The 17,714-nt window shown below is 67.3% G+C and carries 13 protein-coding genes; 11 read left to right on the top strand and 2 right to left on the bottom strand.

The genetic code is table 11. From position 1 onward, the window contains the following. Positions 1–936 (bottom strand): sigma-54-dependent Fis family transcriptional regulator (locus tag CF70_RS38370; RefSeq protein ID WP_235185251.1); only part of this gene is annotated, 936 nt, incomplete at its 3' end. 186 nt (positions 937–1,122) lie between these two features. Between CF70_RS38370 and CF70_RS28985 the strand changes: the two genes are divergently transcribed. The 10 genes from CF70_RS28985 (at position 1,123) to CF70_RS28940 (ending at position 13,482) form a co-directional block, all read left to right on the top strand. Continuing rightward, positions 1,123–2,238, top strand: a complete 1,116-nt coding sequence (locus CF70_RS28985) for an aminomethyltransferase family protein (protein ID WP_035873525.1) — start codon at positions 1,123–1,125, stop codon at positions 2,236–2,238. A gap of 57 nt (positions 2,239–2,295) precedes the next feature. Beyond that, positions 2,296–2,853, top strand: a complete 558-nt coding sequence (locus tag CF70_RS28980; protein WP_035873523.1) for a dimethylamine monooxygenase subunit DmmA family protein — start codon at positions 2,296–2,298, stop codon at positions 2,851–2,853. Then, positions 2,850–3,812, top strand: coding sequence for a PDR/VanB family oxidoreductase (locus CF70_RS28975; RefSeq protein WP_035873521.1), 963 nt, complete (start codon positions 2,850–2,852; stop codon positions 3,810–3,812). The genes CF70_RS28980 and CF70_RS28975 overlap by 4 nt, the downstream gene beginning before the upstream one ends. Before the next feature lie 8 nt (positions 3,813–3,820). Then, positions 3,821–4,864, top strand: a complete 1,044-nt coding sequence (locus CF70_RS28970; protein WP_035873518.1) for a heme-dependent oxidative N-demethylase family protein — start codon at positions 3,821–3,823, stop codon at positions 4,862–4,864. A 117-nt stretch (positions 4,865–4,981) separates the two neighbouring features. Next, the gene (locus CF70_RS28965; protein WP_035873517.1) at positions 4,982–7,174 is read left to right on the top strand and encodes an FAD-dependent oxidoreductase; all 2,193 of its coding nucleotides are present in this window, start codon (positions 4,982–4,984) and stop codon (positions 7,172–7,174) included. A gap of 78 nt (positions 7,175–7,252) precedes the next feature. After that, positions 7,253–9,415 carry a (Fe-S)-binding protein gene (locus CF70_RS28960; protein WP_035873515.1) on the top strand — a complete coding sequence of 721 codons (2,163 nt, stop codon included), beginning with the start codon at positions 7,253–7,255 and terminating at the stop codon, positions 9,413–9,415. Positions 9,416–9,428: 13 nt separating this feature from the next. After that, a complete protein-coding gene (locus tag CF70_RS28955) occupies positions 9,429–10,874 on the top strand; it encodes a hypothetical protein (protein ID WP_035873513.1) in 1,446 nt (481 codons plus the stop codon). Further along, positions 10,871–11,671: an electron transfer flavoprotein subunit beta/FixA family protein gene (locus CF70_RS28950; RefSeq protein ID WP_035873511.1), complete on the top strand. Its 801-nt coding sequence runs from the start codon at positions 10,871–10,873 to the stop codon at positions 11,669–11,671. The genes CF70_RS28955 and CF70_RS28950 overlap by 4 nt, the downstream gene beginning before the upstream one ends. Further along, complete coding sequence (locus CF70_RS28945; protein WP_235185250.1) at positions 11,668–12,630, top strand: electron transfer flavoprotein subunit alpha/FixB family protein; 963 nt, start codon at positions 11,668–11,670, stop codon at positions 12,628–12,630. Before CF70_RS28950 ends, CF70_RS28945 begins: the two co-directional genes overlap by 4 nt. 57 nt (positions 12,631–12,687) lie before the next feature. Continuing rightward, positions 12,688–13,482, top strand: a complete 795-nt coding sequence (locus CF70_RS28940; protein ID WP_035873509.1) for a TorF family putative porin — start codon at positions 12,688–12,690, stop codon at positions 13,480–13,482. A gap of 31 nt (positions 13,483–13,513) precedes the next feature. Here the strand turns inward: CF70_RS28940 and CF70_RS34095 are convergent, their stop codons facing one another. Next, positions 13,514–15,799, bottom strand: a complete 2,286-nt coding sequence (locus CF70_RS34095) for a PAS domain S-box protein (protein ID WP_200876830.1) — start codon at positions 15,797–15,799, stop codon at positions 13,514–13,516. 103 nt (positions 15,800–15,902) lie between these two features. On the opposite strand from CF70_RS34095, the gene CF70_RS28930 reads away from it, so the two are divergent. Continuing rightward, positions 15,903–17,546: a histidine kinase gene (locus CF70_RS28930; protein ID WP_235185249.1), complete on the top strand. Its 1,644-nt coding sequence runs from the start codon at positions 15,903–15,905 to the stop codon at positions 17,544–17,546. Positions 17,547–17,714: the final 168 nt, after the last annotated feature.

Genomic DNA, 17,714 nt, shown 5'->3' with positions numbered 1-17,714 from the left:
CGCGACCATGAAGAAACGATCCGATGCTTGCGCGAGGTAGACCGGCACCGGATGAAATGACTGGCGCGCGCTACGTGCCACCAGCTCGTCGAGCGAGCTCATGAACAGCGTGTCGATGCGCTTTCCGCGCAATCCCTGCATCGAAGGGAAGCCGAGCTGGAGCAGGGCGCTGCGGTTGGCGGCGAGCACCACGCCGTCGGCGTCGACCGCGAGCTTGCCTTCGCCGGCGGTGTAGACCAGTTCCGGCTGGCTGTGGAAGCGGATCGGATACGCGTGCCGGAAGCGGGCATCGAACAGGCGGTTCTCGATATGGCGGCACGACATGCCGACCAGCACCGGGGAATGTTGCTGCCACAGCAGGGGCGAGCGGCTGGTGACGTCGAGCACCGCCGCCAGCACGCCGTTCTCGTCGAAGATCGGCGCCGCCGAGCAGGTGAGGCCGGTATAGCGCTGGAAAAAATGCTCATGCTGGCGTATCGCCACCGCGCCGGCTTCCGCCAGGCAGGTGCCCATGCCATTGGTGCCGGCTTCGCGCTCGCTCCAGATCGCGCCGACGCGCAAGCCTTCCGGGGCGATCTCGCGCGCGAACGGGTCGGCGGCGACCAGATGCATGACCACGCCATCGGCATCGGTCAGCATCACCGCCATATCGGGGTCGGCGAGTTGCTGGTAGAGCGTGGTCATCTCCAGCCGCGCGCAGTCGGCCAGGTCGCCGAAGCGCTCGCCGCGCTCGCGCAATTCGCTGGCGGAAAGCACCGGCGGGACGGGACGCCGTTCCGGATCGAGCCCGTATTCGCCCAGGCAGCGGGCCCATGAGCGCACCACCGCGGCACTGGCATCCGTTGCCGATTGCGGGGAGGCGACGGCGCGCGCGATGCGCTGGCCATGGGTGCCCGAGGCCGGAACGGGGAGCTGGGTCAAGGTCAAGGCCGTCATGTGTTTCTCCTCCTGCGCTGGCGTACTTCCGTGCCCTGGAGTCTGCGGACCGGGGCCTGCCGTGGCAATACCTCTTAGGCGCCGCCCGCAGCTACTACCAAGGAGGTAGTGCCAAGTGGAAATTGTTGGGAGGGGGGGTAGCTCGCCATACTCCGCAAAAATCCAGACACCCTGCGGAGACTGCACATGACCAGAGAATCCATCCTGAACGTTCGGCATCGCGAACTCGGCTCCACCCTGGACGGCGATACGTGGAACGATATGCCGATCCCCTGGCGCTACCGGCGCGATCCGCAGGACGAGGTGGTGGCGGTGCGTACCGCCGCGGGCCTCTATGACATCAGCGGCCTGAATATCGTCAAGGTATCCGGACCGGATGCCGCCGCCGTCATCGACAAGATGGTACCGATCGATGTGCATCGCCTGCAGCCGGGTACGGCGCGGCTGGCAGCCGCCGTCGATGAGAACGGCGCCGTCAGCGACGACCTGATGGTGATCTGCGACGCACCGAACCAGTACCGCCTGTCGCACGGCAGCGGCAATACGCAACGCCAGCTTGCCGCGCTCTCGAAAGGCCGCGACGTGAAGTGGGAGCAGGACTTTGACGTGCATATGCTGTCCCTGCAAGGGCCGCGCGCCGCCGCAATCCTCAAGCCGCATATCGGCATCGAGCTGGCCTTGCTGCCGTATTTCGCGCATCGCGAGACCACGCTGTTCGGCCGCAAGATCATTGTTTCCCGGGGCGGCTACTCGGGTGAGGAAGGTTTCGAGATCGCCTGCGCCGCAGCGGACGCCGTCGACCTGTGGGACGCCATCCTGGAGGCGGGCAAGCCGCAGGGGCTGATTCCCTGCTCCTGGGATTCGCTCGAACTCGCCCGCATCGAGGCAGCCTTGCTGTTCTTCCCCTTCGACATGCCGGAAGGCGATACCACGCCGTGGGAAGTCAATCTCGGCTGGGCCATCGACACCGGCAAGGCGGGCGACTACGTGGGCAAGGCGGCGCTGCTGAACGCGCGCGGCAAGGAGCGTTTCTTCCAGGCCGGCGTGGCGGTCAGGCATGACCGCGCGGTGGAAGCCGGATCGAAGATCTTCGTGGACGGCAAGGAGGTGGGCGTGGTGACCAGCGCCACCTTCAGCCGCTACCTGATGCAATCGCTGGCGCTCGTGCACCTGCAGTCTGGCTACAAGGCGCTGGGCACCAAGGTTGAGATTCGCGACAGCAACGGCGCGCATGCGGGCACGGTAACCAAGACGCCGTTCTACGATCCGCAGCGCCTGCGCACCCAGGTCAAGGCGGCCTGACCCGGCATCCGCGCAACCACGCAACCACGCAACCACGCAACCACGCAGGAGCTTGCCATGCTGGTGACAGGCATCAAGAGCATGCCGGTGTACCGCCCGCTGCAGTTCGACGACAGCGGCAAGGTGCACCTGGCCGTGGCCCGGGGCGCGGGTGGCGACGCGCTGCGTCGCCTGGCCGGCGCGGCCAGGGCGTGCAAGGTGCTGTACGCAGCCGAGGCGGGCGCCGACCTCACGCAGGCGGTGCGGGCAGGCAGCGCCGATGTGACGGTCGCAGCGTCCACCGCGGCGCTGCTCCAGCAACTGGGCCATGCACTGGCCTCGTTGCCGATGGGCCTGCGCTTCTACGCCGCCGGCGACGAGGATTTCCTCGCCGAGGTGAGCCGGGTGGCTGAACTGCACGGCCTGGATTCCGCCGAGATGCAATGCGAATGCGTGGCGCCCGGCGCGCGGCGGGTCTACTGCGTACATTGCCGCACCTGCAACGCAGCCGTGTCCGGCGCCATCGCGCCCTGCGCGGGCTGCGGCCGCAAGCTGCTGGTGCGCGATCACTATTCCCGCCGGCTTGCCGCCTTCATGGGCGTGATGGCCGACGCGGAAACGCCGGGGGCAGCATGAAACCGCAAGAAAGCATACCGGTACGCGTGACGCGGATCGAGGCGGTGACGCCGCTGGTCAAGCGCTTCACGCTGTGCCACGCCGATGGGGAAGATCTTCCCGCCTTCTCGGGGGGCAGCCATATCGTGGTCGAAATGCAGGGCGAGGACCGCCTGCACCGCAACCCGTATTCCCTGATGAGTTCGCCGTGGGAAACCGGCCAGTACCAGATCGGCGTGCGCCGCGTCGACGAAGGGCGGGGCGGTTCGCGGTTCATGCATGAGCAGGTGAAGGAAGGCTCGCTCCTGCGCGTGCGCGCCCCGGTCAATCTCTTCCCGCTGCTCAAGACGCGCCGGAAACACATCCTGATTGCCGGCGGCATCGGCATCACGCCGTTCTTCTCGCAGTTGGCGGAGTTGCAGCGGCTGGGCACGCCGTACGAACTGCACTACGCCGTGCGCAGCCAGGAACACGCCGGCTTTGCCGCCGAGCTGCTTCGGCTGGCGGGCGAGCGGCTGCATCTCTATGTGGAAGACGCCGGCCAGCCACTGCACTTCGCCAAAGTGCTGGCAGGCCAGCCGCTAGGCACCGATGTCTACGTCTGCGGCCCCGCCGGCATGATCGAGGCGGTGCGCCAGGTGGCACGCGCGGCGGGATGGCCGGACAGCCACGTGCACTGGGAGCAGTTCCTGGCTCCACCGGCGGGCGCGCCGTTCGAGGCAGTGCTCGCGCGCAGCGGCATTACCGTCCAGGTAGGCGCGGAGACCAGCCTGCTCGAAGCGATCGAGGCGGCCGGCGTCAAGGCGTCCTACCTGTGCCGCGGCGGCGCCTGCGGCCAGTGTGAGCTGGAGGTGCTGGAGCACGACGGGGAACTGGTCCACCACGATCACTATCTTTCCATCGAGGAAAGGGCAAGCGGCCGCAAGCTGATGCCCTGCGTCTCCCGGGCGAACTGCCAGCGCCTGGTGCTGGCGATCTAGGAGGTGCGATGCATACCACGTTCAAGCAAGACGAGACTTTCCGCGGCAACTTTGCTTATGCCAACAGCCCGGCCGCGATCCAGCGCTTTCCGTTTCCGTTCCACGAAGACCAGTACATGTACTCGGTCAACATCGAACCGCACGCTGCCGGCCCGGCCGGCAGCGTGACCGAACATCCCTTCGATGTCGACGAGCACTACATCGGCGAATGCCGCGAACGCGCCCTGGTGCTGGCGCAGGACCCGGGCCGCTGCATGGCCTTGCCGCATATGATGCAGGCGCAGTGGGACACGCTGGAACTGATGATGGCGTCGCTGGCGGCCAGCTATCCCGCGCACTTCACGCTGCGGCGCGACGGTACGCGCTGGACCTGGGAGAACCGCCTGCTGGGCCTGCGCCAGGACTTCGTCTTCGGCGACGCCGCGACGTTGCCGTATCCGCCGCTGGAATACATTGCCCGCCAGAACCAGGGTGACTGGGTGTTGATGGATCAGCGCCAGGACAACCTGTTCATGGACGCCGGCATGGTCACCACGCAGGCCGACTGGTCGTTGGATTTCGATCTCGGCATGAGTTTCAGCGAGTGGCACGGACCCGTGCCGCTAGCGCACGAGCTGGGCATCTTCGACCGCGCCTTGAAGTATCTGCTGCACCTGCGCGCAGGCGCGCCGGTGCGCCGGCTGAACTGGACCATGACCATCCACCCGCGCATGGACACCTCGCCGGAGCGCTATCCGGAGTGGGGCGCGGACCGGGCCTCGGTCACTCGCGAGACCGCGGGCGAACTGGTGCACCTGCGGGTGGAACTGCAGACGCTGTTCCGGCTGCCCCGCAGCAATGCCATCGGCTTTGGCGTGCGTTGCTACCTGATCAGCTTGCAGGAACTGGCCACGGTCCCCAGGTGGGCGGCGCGCCTGCACCGCGTGCTGCGCACGCTGCCGGACGAACTGGTCGACTACAAAGGCATCACACGCTACCGGCAGGCCGCGATCGACTGGCTGGCGCGGCACGACGACGGCCGCACCCTCGGCGCGGGTACCGCACCGGGGTAAGCGCGGCGAAGACACAACAAGATCGGCACCCACAGAAGATTCAATGCGGAGCCAGCGCGCTCCGCACTGCTTGCGACGCCTTGCGCGATCGCCTTACAAACCGGCTGGAGACAAAAAATGGCCCGCGACCCACGCTACGACATCCTGTTCGAACCGATCCAGATCGGTCCCAAGACATTGCGCAACCGGTTCTACCAGGTGCCTCATTGCATCGGCGCCGGGTCCACGCTGCCCGGCTTCCAGGCCGCGCACCGCTCGCTGAAGGCCGAAGGGGGCTGGGCCGCGCTGAATACGGAATACTGCTCCATCCACCCGGAGTCCGACGACACGCACCGGCTGTCGGCGCGGATCTGGGACGAGGGCGACGTACGCAACCTGCGCGCGATGACCGACGAGGTGCATAAGCACGGCGCGCTGGCCGGCATCGAGATGTGGTACGGCGGCGCGCACGCGCCCTGCATGGAAAGCCGGGCCACGCCGCGCGGGCCGAGCCAGTACGCGTCGGAATTCGAAACGCTGACCTACTGCAAGGAGATGGACTTGCGCGATATCGCGCAGGTGCAGCAGTACTACGTCGACGCCGCCTACCGGGCCCGCGACGCGGGTTTCGATATCGTCTACGTGTATGGCGCGCACTCCTACCTGCCACTGCAGTTCCTCTCGCCGTACTACAACAAGCGCACCGACAAGTACGGCGGCTCGCTGGAGAACCGTGCCCGCTTCTGGCTGGAGACGCTGGAGAAGGTGCGCCGCGCCGTGGGCGACGACTGCGCCATCGCCACGCGCTTCGCGGTGGACTCGCTGTACGGCTGTGCGGGCATCGAGGTGGAGCAGGACGGCATGAAGTTCGTCGAGATGGCGGATTCGCTGCTGGACCTGTGGGACGTCGACGTGGGGGATATCGCCGAGTGGGGCGAGGACGCCGGCCCCTCGCGCTTCAACCTGCAAGGCCACCAGATCCCCTGGACGCGCTTTATCAAGCAGGTGTCGAAAAAGCCCGTGCTGGGCGTGGGGCGCTTTACCGATCCCGAGAAGATGACCGAGATCGTGACCAAGGGCATCGCCGACATTATCGGCGCGGCGCGTCCGTCGATCGCCGATCCGTTCCTGCCGAAGAAGATCGAGGAAGGGCGCATCGATGACATCCGCGTCTGCATCGGCTGCAATGTTTGCATCTCGCGCTGGGAAATCGGCGGCCCGCCGATGATCTGCACGCAGAACGCCACCGCCGGCGAGGAATACCGCCGCGGCTGGCACCCGGAGAAGTTTGCCAGGAAGAAGTCCGATGACGCGGTGCTGGTGGTCGGCGCCGGCCCGGCCGGTTCGGAATGCGCGCGCGTGCTGATGGAGCGCGGCCATACGGTCCACCTGGTGGACCAGGCCGAGAAGATCGGCGGCCACCTGAACCAGATCATCACGCTGCCTGGCCTGGGCGAGTGGGGCTACCACCGCGACTACCGCGAAACCCAGATCAACAAGCTGCTGAAGAAGAACAAGCAGAGCCAGCTCGCGCTGGGGCAGAAGGCGCTGACGGCCAACGCCATCCTGGAATACGGCGCCGAGAAGGTGGTGATCGCCACCGGCTCGCACTGGGTCACCGACGGCACCAACTGCCTGACCCACGACCCGATCCCGGGCGCGGACGCCTCGCGCGACGACCAGCTGACGCCGGAGCAGGTGATCGCCGGCAAGAAGGCGATCGGCAAGCGCGTGGTGATCCTCAACGCCGACACCTACTTCATGGCGCCGAGCCTGGCCGAGAAGCTGGCCACCGCAGGGCATGAGGTGACCATCGTCAGCGGCGTGCACCTGGCCAATTACATGCACTTCACGCTGGAGTATCCCAACATGATGCGGCGCCTGCACGAGCTCAAGGTCAAGGAGATGGGCGACCATTTCTGCAGCCGCATCGAGCCGGGCCGGCTGGAGATCTACAACATCTGGGGCGACGGATCGCGTCGTACCTACCGCGGCCCCGGCAAGTCGCCGCGCGACGAGAACAAGAGCCATCGCTGGCTGGAGTTCGACTCGCTGGTGCTGGTGACCGGCCGCCGCTCCAACGATACGCTGCACCGCCAGTTGAAAGCGGCGGAGGACCGCTGGGAAAGCGTCGGCATCAAGGGCGTGTACCTGATCGGCGATGCGGAAGCGCCGCGGCTGATCGCGGATGCCACCTTCGGCGGCCAGCGCCTGGCCCGCGAGATCGAGGAGGCGGACGCGCAGATCCCGCTGCCTTACCGCCGCGAGGTGCCGGTCTGGGGCGTGCCGCACAAGAAGGAAGGCACGTTCGAGATCATCTACAAGATCTGATCCGGGCAGGGAACGGCCACGCAGGCCGTTCCCGCCGGACGCTTCGCGCCCCCCGCATTCACACAGACGGAAGCCGCCATGCCAGCCGCAGACAAGTTCGACCCGCTCCAGGTCACCCGCGTCCTGTTTGAAGGATTTTCGTCACCTGCCATCGTGCTGTTCTACCTGGTGGGCTTCGCCGCCATCGGTGTGTTCTGCTATGGCACCTACGTGCAGATCCGCAAGTACCGGCGCGGCCAGCCGCTGGGCACGCCGCTGGAAATCGGCAAGCGCTTCATGCAGATGTGCCGGACCGTTGCCAGCCACCGCACCATCGCCCGGCGGGATCCCGCCGCCGGCCGCGCGCACCGGCTGATCTTCTACGGCTTCGCGCTGCTGTTTATCGGCACCGCCACGATCACGCTGGAATACGACATCACCGGCAAGCTGTTTGGCCTGCGCTTCTGGCACGGCAGGTTCTACCTTTGGTTCTCGCTGGTGCTCGACTGCGCCGGCGTGGCCATGATCGCCGGGCTGGTCTACATGATGATCCGGCGCGGCTGGATCAAGCCGCCCAAGCTCGACTACACCCGCCCGGACCGCAAGCCGGGAGAACCGGGCTATGACCGCAGCGGCTACCGCCGCGAGGACTGGGCCTTCCTGTGGGCGCTGATCATCATCGGCGTAACCGGCTACGTGCTCGAAGCCGCACGGCTGGTCTGGTTGCAGGAAAGACCCGAGGTGTGGGAACTGCGCTGGTGGTCGCCGTTCGGCGCCGCGCTGGCCGAGGCGATGCGCACCGTGGGCGTCAGCGCCGGGGCGGCAGGCGTCTTGCGCTCCGGCTTGTGGTGGTTCCACGGCCTGCTGGCGCTGACGTTGATCGCGCTGATCCCCTTCACCAAGGTCAAGCACATTTTCACCGCCGCCGGTTCGCTGATGCTGCGCGATCCGCTGGCCGCGCAGCGCCTGCCGCGCCAGGCGGCCACCGGGGACAAGGTCGGCTACGCCACGATCACCGATTTCACCTGGAAGCACCTGCTCAACCTGGATGCCTGCACCAAGTGCGGCCGCTGCCACGAGGCCTGTCCGGCGCAAGCGTCCGGCGCGCCGCTGTCTCCGCGCGACGTGATCCTCTCGTTGCGCGAGTTCGCCAACGATGCGCTGCAGAAGCAAGCCCTGCCGGACGAGGTCAAGCTGAGCCCGCACGGCAAGGACGGCGGCCAGGTGTTCATGGAGACCTTGTGGTCCTGCCGCACCTGCATGGCCTGCGTGGAGATCTGTCCGGTGGCGATCGAACACGTGCCCATCATCGTCCAGATGCGCCGCAAGCTGGTGGAAGACGGCGATATGGAGCCGCAACTGCAGAAGACCCTGCAGACCATCCACAAGACCGGCAACTCGTTCGGGGAATCCAAGCGCAAGCGCGCGGCCTGGACCAAAACGCTGCCGTTCGAGATCAAGGACGCGCGCAAGGAACCGGTGGATCTGCTGTGGTTCGTGGGCGACTATGCCTCGTTCGATCCCCGCAACCAGAAGGTCAGTCAGGCGTTCGCCACATTGCTGCACGATGCCGGCGTGAATTTCGGCCTGCTGTTCGAGGGCGAGTCGAATGCGGGCAACGATGTGCGCCGCGTCGGCGAGGAAGGCCTTTACGAACTGCTGGCCGAGACCAATATCGCGACCCTGGGCACTGCGCAGTTCAAACGCATCGTCACCACCGACCCGCATTCGTACAACACGATCCGCAACGAATACCCGGATTTTGGCGGCGTTTTCGAGATCGAGCACTACACCAGCTACGTGCAGCGCATGCTGGAGCAGGGCCAGATCAAGGTGCGCCAGCCGCAGCGCCTGCGCGTGACCCTGCACGATCCTTGCCACCTTGGCCGCTTCAACAAGGGCTATGGCGCGCCGCGCGACATCCTGAAGCAGATCGGCTGCGAACTGGTGGAAATGCCGCGCCATGGCGACAATTCCTTCTGTTGCGGCGCCGGTGGCGGCCGGATCTGGATGCCCGACCCGGTCGGCGTGGAAAAGCCGTCGCAGAACCGCATGCGCGAGGCCGCCGGCATCGAAGGGCTGGAAGTCTTCGTGGTGTGCTGTCCGAAGGACCTGACCATGTTCGAGGACGCGCTGAAGACCAGCGGTTACGAAGGCAAGTTCGTGGTGCGCGAGTTGATCGAGTTGATCCGCGACGCCCTGGCTGCGCCGGCTGAGGCCGCCCCGGCCAGCCATGCCGCTATCGGCCTGGTGGAAGCTTAGGGCGGGGGCGGAGATGCGATTCTCGGGCCGGCACTGGAACGAGCTGCTGCGGCGTGCACAGGAAGACGCGGAGCCTTACGCGGCCGCCGCGCTCTATCCGCACGCGTTGCCGGCACACCGCGCGTGCTTGCTGCCGCGCCTGTTCGATGCCCGCCAGGACCGTTTGCTGTTGGCGTCGGCGGGATTCCTTGCGCCAGCGGTACTGGCGCGGCTTGCCACGCTCGCCCGCGACGATGCTGCGGTCTGCTTGCGCCTGGCGCGCAATCCGGCCGCTCCCGCGCAGGCGCTGGTGACGCTCTGGCGCGGCGGCGGGGGCGAGCGTCTGCGCCTGCTGCTGGCCAGGCATGCGAACATGCCGCGCGGCGTGCTGGCGCAGATGGCCGAAGGCACCGCGCAGGTCGAGATTCTGCGGGCACTGTGCGAGAACACGGGTACCGCCGCCGATGTGCTGGCGGCGCTGGAGCGGCGCCACCTTCCGGTGCTGCATCGCCTGCTTGCCATCAACCTGGCCACCGCCGCGGATACGTTGCTGTCCCTGTGGACGGCGGCGGTGGACGAGCCGGCCGTGCGTGCCCAGGTCCTGCTGCATCCGCATTGCCCTGGCAGCTTGCTGGAGGCCGTGCCCGCGACCGTGCTGGAACGGCGCTGCGCGGCGCGGCATCCGCGCGCGCCGGTGGCGCTACTGCGGCAACTGGCGGCCGATGCCGACCCGACCGTGCGGCGCGCGGCCGCCGCCCATGCCGCCATGCCCGCGCAAGCGCTGCTGACGCTGTGCTTCGATGCCGATGCCGGCGTGCGCCGCGCGGTGGCGGGGCGGGCGGACCTGTCGGCAAGAATGGCCGGCTGGCTGCAGGAGGACACCGATTCCTGGGTGCGCCGCACGGTGGCCCGCAACGCGGCTTGCCCGCCGGCGCTCCTGGCGATTGCAGCTGCGGACGCTCACGCCGAAGTACGGCGCGCCGCCGCCCGGCATCCAGCCTGTCCCGCTGCCGTACTTGAGCGGCTTGGCGCAGACCCTGAGGACTGGGTCCAGGCGGGCGTGGCCTACCGCGACGGACTGGCGCCGCCGCTGCTGCGCCGGCTCGCGCGCAGCGCCAGCGTGGACGTGCTGGCGGGCGTGGCGCGCAATGCCGCCACATTGCCTGCGCAGCTTTCCAGGCTGGCGGCGCACGAGAGTCCGGACGTGCGCCGGGCAGTGATCCTGAACCGCGCCGCACCGCGCGGCGTGCTGCTCGCCCTGCGTCAGGATGGCTATGCACTGCACCGGGCGATGGTGCTCGATCACCCCAATTTCACGGACGCGGACCGCTGGCGCATGCGGGACGACCCCGACGCGCAGGTTCGCTTCCGCATATTCAGTCATTTCGCGCGGCTGGCCGGCGTGCCCGCCGCCGCGCATACCGAGGCTCCGCCGAGAGCCGAACAATCAGCACCGCTGATGACGATGGAGACGCTATGAAGATACTGGTGACGATCAAGCAGGTGGCTTCGCTGGACGAGGACTTCGAGATGCGCGGTGACAACCGCGATATCGACCCCGACTTCCTGGTGCACGACCTGAACGAGTGGGACAACTTCACGCTGGAAGAGGCCATGCGGCTGAAGGAGGGGCCTGGCGGGGACAACATCGAGGTGGTCGTGGCCACGGTGGGGCCCGACAGCGCCGACGAGGAGTTGCGCAAGTGCCTGGCCAAGGGCGCCGACCGCGCCATCCGCGTCTGGGACGACGCCCTGGACGAGGCCGACCCGATCGCGGTGGCGCGCGTGCTGGCCGCGCTTGCCCGCCGCGAGTCCGCCGATCTTGTCTTTGCTGGCGTGCAGGCTTCCGATCACGCTTTCGGCGCCACCGGCATGGCGATGGCGGGCCTGCTGGACGCACCCCATGCGGCGGTGGTGGCCGCGCTGGAATACACGCCGGGCGAGGGCACGGCAACGGTACGGCGCGAGCTGGAGGGCGGCACCTACGCCGTCGTGAAGATCAACACCCCGGCCGTGCTCACGCTGCAACTGGGTATCAACACGCCGCGCTACGCATCGCTGCGCGGCATCAAGCAGGCGGCGGCACGGCCCATCGAGGTGGTCGGGCCGGACGACATCGGACTGGCGGCCGGCGACACCGGCGCGGCGGGATCGCTGTCGCGGGTGCGGCGCATGTATGTGCCGGAGAAAGGGCGCGCCCAGATGATCGAGGGCACCCCCGCGGAGCAGGCATCGCAACTGGCGAAGATCATCAAGGAATTCAGGGGAGAAGCATGATGGCGGGCATTCTGGTGGTAGTCGAGCATCGCAAGGGAGAACTGCGCCCGGTCAGCCGCGAGCTGATCGGCCTGGCAACTTCGCTGAAGGCGTCCAGCGGCGAGCCGGTACAGGTGGCGTTGATCGCCGCCGACCCGGCGCGCCACGCGCAGGCGCTGCAGCTGGCGGGGGTGGATGAGATCGTGACGGTGCAGAGCGCCGGGGATGCCTTCGATCCGGAGGTATATGAAGCTTCGGTGCGCGCGCTGATCGCCGCGCGGCAGCCTTCGCTGGTGCTGCTGCCGCATAGCGTCGATACGCTGGGCTACGCGGCGCCGCTGGTGGTGCGCGACGGCCACGGGTTCACCACCGACGTGTTCAAGGTGGAGCGCGACGGGGACGGCTGGGTGGCCACCCGCTCGGGCTACGGGCAGAAGGTGAACGTGGAGATGGAGTTCCCGGGGCACGCCACGGTGGTGCTGACGGTGCGGCCCGGCTCGTTCAAGCCGGTGGAGGCAGCCGGCACGCCGGCCATATCGAGCCTGCCCGCGCCGCAGGTGACGCCGCGCAGCCAGCATTTGGCGTTTGAGGAGCCGGCCGGCGGCGACGACGTGGATATCCCGGGTGCCGACTTCATCCTCTCCATCGGCCGTGGCGTGGGCGAGGAAGACAACGTCGAGCAGTTCAAGGAACTCTCCGACTCGGTGGGCGCCACGCTCGGCTGCTCCCGGCCCATCGCGGATTCGGGCTGGCTGCCGAAATCTCGCCAGGTCGGGCAGTCCGGCAAGACCGCGGCCAACTGCAAGCTCTACGTGGCGATGGGCATCTCGGGCTCGGTCCAGCATATGGCCGGCATGAAGCACGTGGATACCATCGTGGCGGTCAATACCGATCCGGAGGCCTCCATCTTCACTATCGCCAAGTACGGCATCGTGGGCGATATCTTCGATATCGGCAAGGAACTGCAAAACCACTTCTGATCGTGTTCCGGCACCGCCCTCGCGCGATTGCCGCCTTTTCCTTGTCGAAGGTGAATCATGAAATTGTCGCAATCCTGGGCCAGGGTGGTAGCTGTGGGCTGTTTTCTGGCGGGCGGGGCGGGCGCGGCGCCTTGCGCGCTCGCGCAGGAAGAACCGAAGCCGCCCGCCAGTCCCCATACCGTGAGCGCGAACGTCGCGCTCATGAGCAACTATGTATTCCGCGGCATCACGTATACGCAGGACCGCCCGGCGCTCCAGGGCGGTTTCGACTATGCCCATGAGAGCGGCCTGTATGCCGGCATCTGGGGCACCAATGTCAGCAGCAAGGCAATCAACGGCGCCAGCCTGGAGCTGGATCTGTACGGAGGCTATGCCAAGTCGTTCGGCGACTGGCGCTTCGATGTCGGCCTGCTGCAGTTCTACTATCCCGAAAACCCCAAGCTGCCGGGCTCGGACGAAAAATACAACACGCTGGAACTGTATGGCGCCGTCGGCTGGAAAATCCTGACGCTGAAGTACTCGCGCACGCTGACCAATTTCTTCGGCTATGACAGTGCGTCGATGGGCACGGGTAAAGGCAACTCGCATGGCAGCGGCTACCTGGAGCTGAACGCGGATGTGCCGCTGCCGTGGGACGTCACGCTGGGGCTGCACGTGGGCCGCCAATGGGTGCGCAACTACGGCGATTTCAACTATACGGACTGGCGCGCCGCGCTTAGCAAGACCTTTGGCGAAGGCTGGATCGTCTCGTTTGCCTATACGGGGACCAATGCCGACCGCGCGCTGTGGGTGGTGGACGGCAAGAAGATTGGCACCGCGCACTGGATCTTGGGCCTGAAGAAAATCTTCTGATGCCATGCCTGGCACCGGCGCCGGTGGCCGCCTAACCTTCCACGCCGATGGGCTCCGCGAGGCCGACCCGATGCTGGAAGCGGCCCTGGCCGCCGGTGGCATCGGGTTCTCCCGCCGCCGCTACCGGGATGCCGTGCCTGGCGGCGATCCGCAGCAGGCGCGCCAGGCGGCTCGTATCCGCGGCGCCGGCATCCATGCGGATGCGCCAGAAATCCGCAAGCAGCGTCCAGTCGGGCAAGGGCGGGCCGTCGTGCGCGGCGGCCGGGGTCAGGTCGACGCCCAGGCGGACACCATCGCGGCGCAAGCCGGCAAGGGTGACATCGAGTTCGGCAAGGCCGCGATCCGCGAATTGCGGGAGGAGCACGTCGATACGGGCGAGGGTAGCCTTGTCGCCGATGGCCCGCAATGCGCCCTGCAGGCCCCGCAGCACCATGGCGTCGAGCGGCACCGCGTCAAGGCACAGGCAAAGCCGTTGCTGCGGTTCGAGCAACGGGTAGGCCTGGTCGAAGATGGCGAGCAGGTAGCGTTCCGCCAACTGGTCCAGTGTGCCGGCCTGGGCCGCATACAGGAACAGATGCGCGGCCGGGATGGTGCCGGAGCGCGTGCTGTGCCAGCATGCCGATCCCTCCGCCCAGCGCGGGCCGTCGCCCAGCGGTATGACCTGGGCCACGCTCACCTGAAGCCCTTGCGAGCTGAACGCGCGCGCGAATTCGCCGAGGGAGCGGCGCCAGGCCTGTGCCGTGCGCCGGGCCGCTTCCCCCGCGAAGGCGTAGCGCACCGTGCCATTGGCGCTTTGCCATTGCGCCGAATACACGGCGCGCAAGGCATCGCGCAGCAGGGAGCGGGCATCGGGCTGGTTGGCGATCCGGATCGCGATGCCGAGCCGGGCATTGATGGAGGCGGAAATGCCGTCGATCTCGAACGGCGTCTCCAGCATGGCGGCGATCGTGTCCACCAGCGTCAATGCGGAGATCACCGCGGCGAGCCGGCGCTCGTTCTGCGTGCGTCCCGCAAAGCGGGCAGGGTCGAGAGCCGGGCTTCCCTCGCTGGCCGGCGCCTGCAAGACGAGAATCGCAAACTCGTCGCCGCCACTGCGTCCCGCCGAGATGCCCGGGCCGCAACAGGTGGCCAGGCGCTCGCCCAGGCGGGCCAGCAACTGGTCGCCAAAGGCGCGGCCATGCCGTTCGTTGATCCGTTTCAGGTTGTCCACATCCAGGCAGAGCAGCATGAAGGGCGCGCCGTACCGCAGGGCGAGATCGATGCGGTCGAGCAGCAGGGCGCGGCTCTTGAGGCCGGTCAGCCGGTCGTGCAGCGGCTCGCGCTCGGCACGCTCCTCGTCGCGCTTCTGGCTGCTGATGTCGGAGATGAATCCTTCGATGGCCAGCAGCGTGCCGTTGCCGGCGAAGATGCCGCGGCTGCGCTCGCTGACCCATTTCTCCTGCCCCGCGTGGGTGCGGATGCGGTAGCGCAGGTGGAATGCCCTGTGCTGCGCCAGCTGGCTCTGCACGTAGTCCCACACATAAGCGCGGTCGTCGGGATGGATCAGCTCGTCGTAGGACGGGTGGTTGAGCAGGTCCACCGCCTCCATGCCGGTCAGTTCGAAGCAGCCATCGCTGACGAACTCCATGGTCCAGCGCCGGTCGTTGCGGCAGCGGAATGCCATGCCGGGCAGGTGGTCCAGCAGGGTCGACAGACTGCGGTCGCGCGCGCGCAGCACATCCTCCGCGCGCTTGCGGGACTGGATGTCGGTCATCATGCCGGTGGTGCCGGTTACCCGGCCGTGGCCGTCGAAGCGGGGCCGCAGCCGCACCTCCATCCAGCGCGGCCGCCCGTCGTGGCAGATCAGCCGCGTCTCATAGCGGCACGCATCGCTGTTCTGGGAGAGGATTGTGAGAAACTGTTCGCGGTTGAGCGCTTGCTCATCGGGATGGACATAACGAAACACGGGAGTGTGCAGGCAAAGGTGCACATCCAGCATGGTGACGGACTTCCACGCATGATTCAGGAAATGGAATGTGGCATCGGCATCGGTCTCGAACACGATGTCCTCGATCCCGTCGACCAGGGCACGATAGTCGTGATGCGGCGGAATCGGCCCGACACTCGGGCGATGCGTGCCGGGGTCGGCCAGTCTGGCGGGCAGGCGCCGGTTGGTGGCGGTTGCCACCGATACCAGCACCAGCGCTGCGCCGAGACAGCCCACGGCAAGCGGTGTGCTGCTGGGCAGCCAGCCCATGGTGGCGCCAATGGCATAGCCGCAGGCGGCGGCCGCGCCGCTCAGATACAGCCACACGGCCAGCATGATGCTCCCCCTCACGCTAATCCCTCTCGTCTCCCTATTATTATTTCCCGGCGTTCGCTTGTTGACTTGCATGCGATCGGTCCGGGACTGAATGCGCGTTGCGACCCAAGGTGATCCGATGAACAGCAATCCCGTGCCTGCCAGACGCGCCTCGCCATCATACTTGCTTTTTTTCGCTCAGCAACACCATCGCGCGCGTCCCTGGATGGTGGTGATGACGGTCGCCGCGCTGGCCGCGCTGGCACTGATGGTGCAGCCGGTGCTGACGGCTGCGTGGTCCAGCGAGGCGGTGCGGTTCATGACCAAGGCGGCCGAATTGCGGCAGCGCGGCAGCGGTTTCGCTCACGGCAACGAAGCGAATGGCGAAGCACGGCAATGGCTGGTGGAAGCGCGGGCATTGCTGGCCGACCCGCCGTTCGGCTCCGCGCTCGCCGAGGTGGAACAGCCGGGCGCGTCAGGTACGGTGGCAGGCGCCATGCCGCTGCTCGAGCAGGCTGCCGTCGATGTATCGGAGGCGCTGCAGCGCCACCTGCGGGTCGATATCGCGGTGCGCATTGCCTTGCTGATCGTTGCCGCCGGCGGCTTGCTGGTTGGCCTGCGGCTGCGGCGCTATGCGGGCGAAGCGCGGGCCGGCATGGGTGCGGCGAATGCGGCCGATGCCCACCCGCAGGACCGCTGGCTGACCCTGCTCGACCAGGTCATGACAGCGCTGTCGGGCGAATCGCTTGGTCCGCAAGCCTTGCGCAATGTCTGCGGCGCGGTGGCCGATAGCCTGGCGGCGCGGGCATGCGGCATCTGCCTCGATGACGAGACCAGCGAAGCGCTGCAGCTGCCGGCCGTGGTGCATGTGGGCGAACTCGGCTGGGCGCAGGTGGAGCGCGTGCGCACGCTGGTGGTGGCCGGCCCGCATATGCTGTTCAATATGTCCGAGCATGGCGCACCGGCGCAGGATGGCGAGGCAGGGATGGCGGTGCCGGTCAGCGACGGCAAGGTGCGCTACGGCCACCTGTTCCTCGTGTTCGGGACGGTGCGGGAATGCCAGTCGCAAGGCAGCCAGATCGGCGAAGCGGTCGGCAGGCATCTGGCGCTGGCCATCGGCGGTTTCCGGCGCATGCAGGAGGGGAGACGGGTGGCGCTGATCGAGGAGCGCGCGGCGATGGCGCGCGAGTTGCACGACTCGCTGGCGCAATCGCTGTCGTATATGAAGATCCAGGTCAGCCGGCTGCAGACCCTGTCGGAGCGGGGCGACGGGCGTGAAGAACTGGTATCGACGGCGGAAGAGCTGCGCGACGGATTGAACGGCGCCTACCGCAAGCTGCGTGAACTGATCACGACATTCCGCACGCAGATCAATGCGCAGGGCCTTTCCGCCGCGCTGGAAGAGGCCCTGGAAGAGTACGGCGCCCGCAGCAGCGTGGCCATGACGCTGGACAACCGGCTAAAGCACTGCCGGCTGACCGCCAACGAGGAATTCCATATCGTGCAGATCGTGCGCGAAGCCCTGTCCAATGTCGTGCGCCACGCGGGGGCCTCGCAGGCTACGGTCCGGTTGCTGCCCGCGGAGAATGGCGCGATGGCGATCACCATCGAGGATGACGGGCTTGGCTTCGAGCCTGCGGCGGATGCGCGCAACCAGTATGGCACCGCCATCATGCGGGAGCGGGCCTTGAGCCTTGACGGTGCCTTGGCCATCACGCCCCGGCCGGGCGGCGGATGTTGCGTTGCGGTGCGCTTTCGCCCGGTGGGACAGCCCGACTGGTAGGAGCGGCGTGCAATGGGGGAAACCCTGAAGGACGCGCCATCGTTGCCGGATGCCGTGTAACATTTCCGCTACCCCTGCAAATAGCAGCCGCCGATACAGGCGGCGATACAGGCGGCGATACGGCCCGAGGCGGGACGAAGTACAGACCGCCGTGGCCGCGCAGAAAAA

The sequence above is a fragment of the Cupriavidus sp. SK-3 genome, assembly GCF_000611145.1.
Lineage (GTDB): Bacteria > Pseudomonadota > Gammaproteobacteria > Burkholderiales > Burkholderiaceae > Cupriavidus.
Note: the sequence above shows the minus strand (reverse complement) of the source record. Positions and strands in the feature narration are given on the sequence as shown.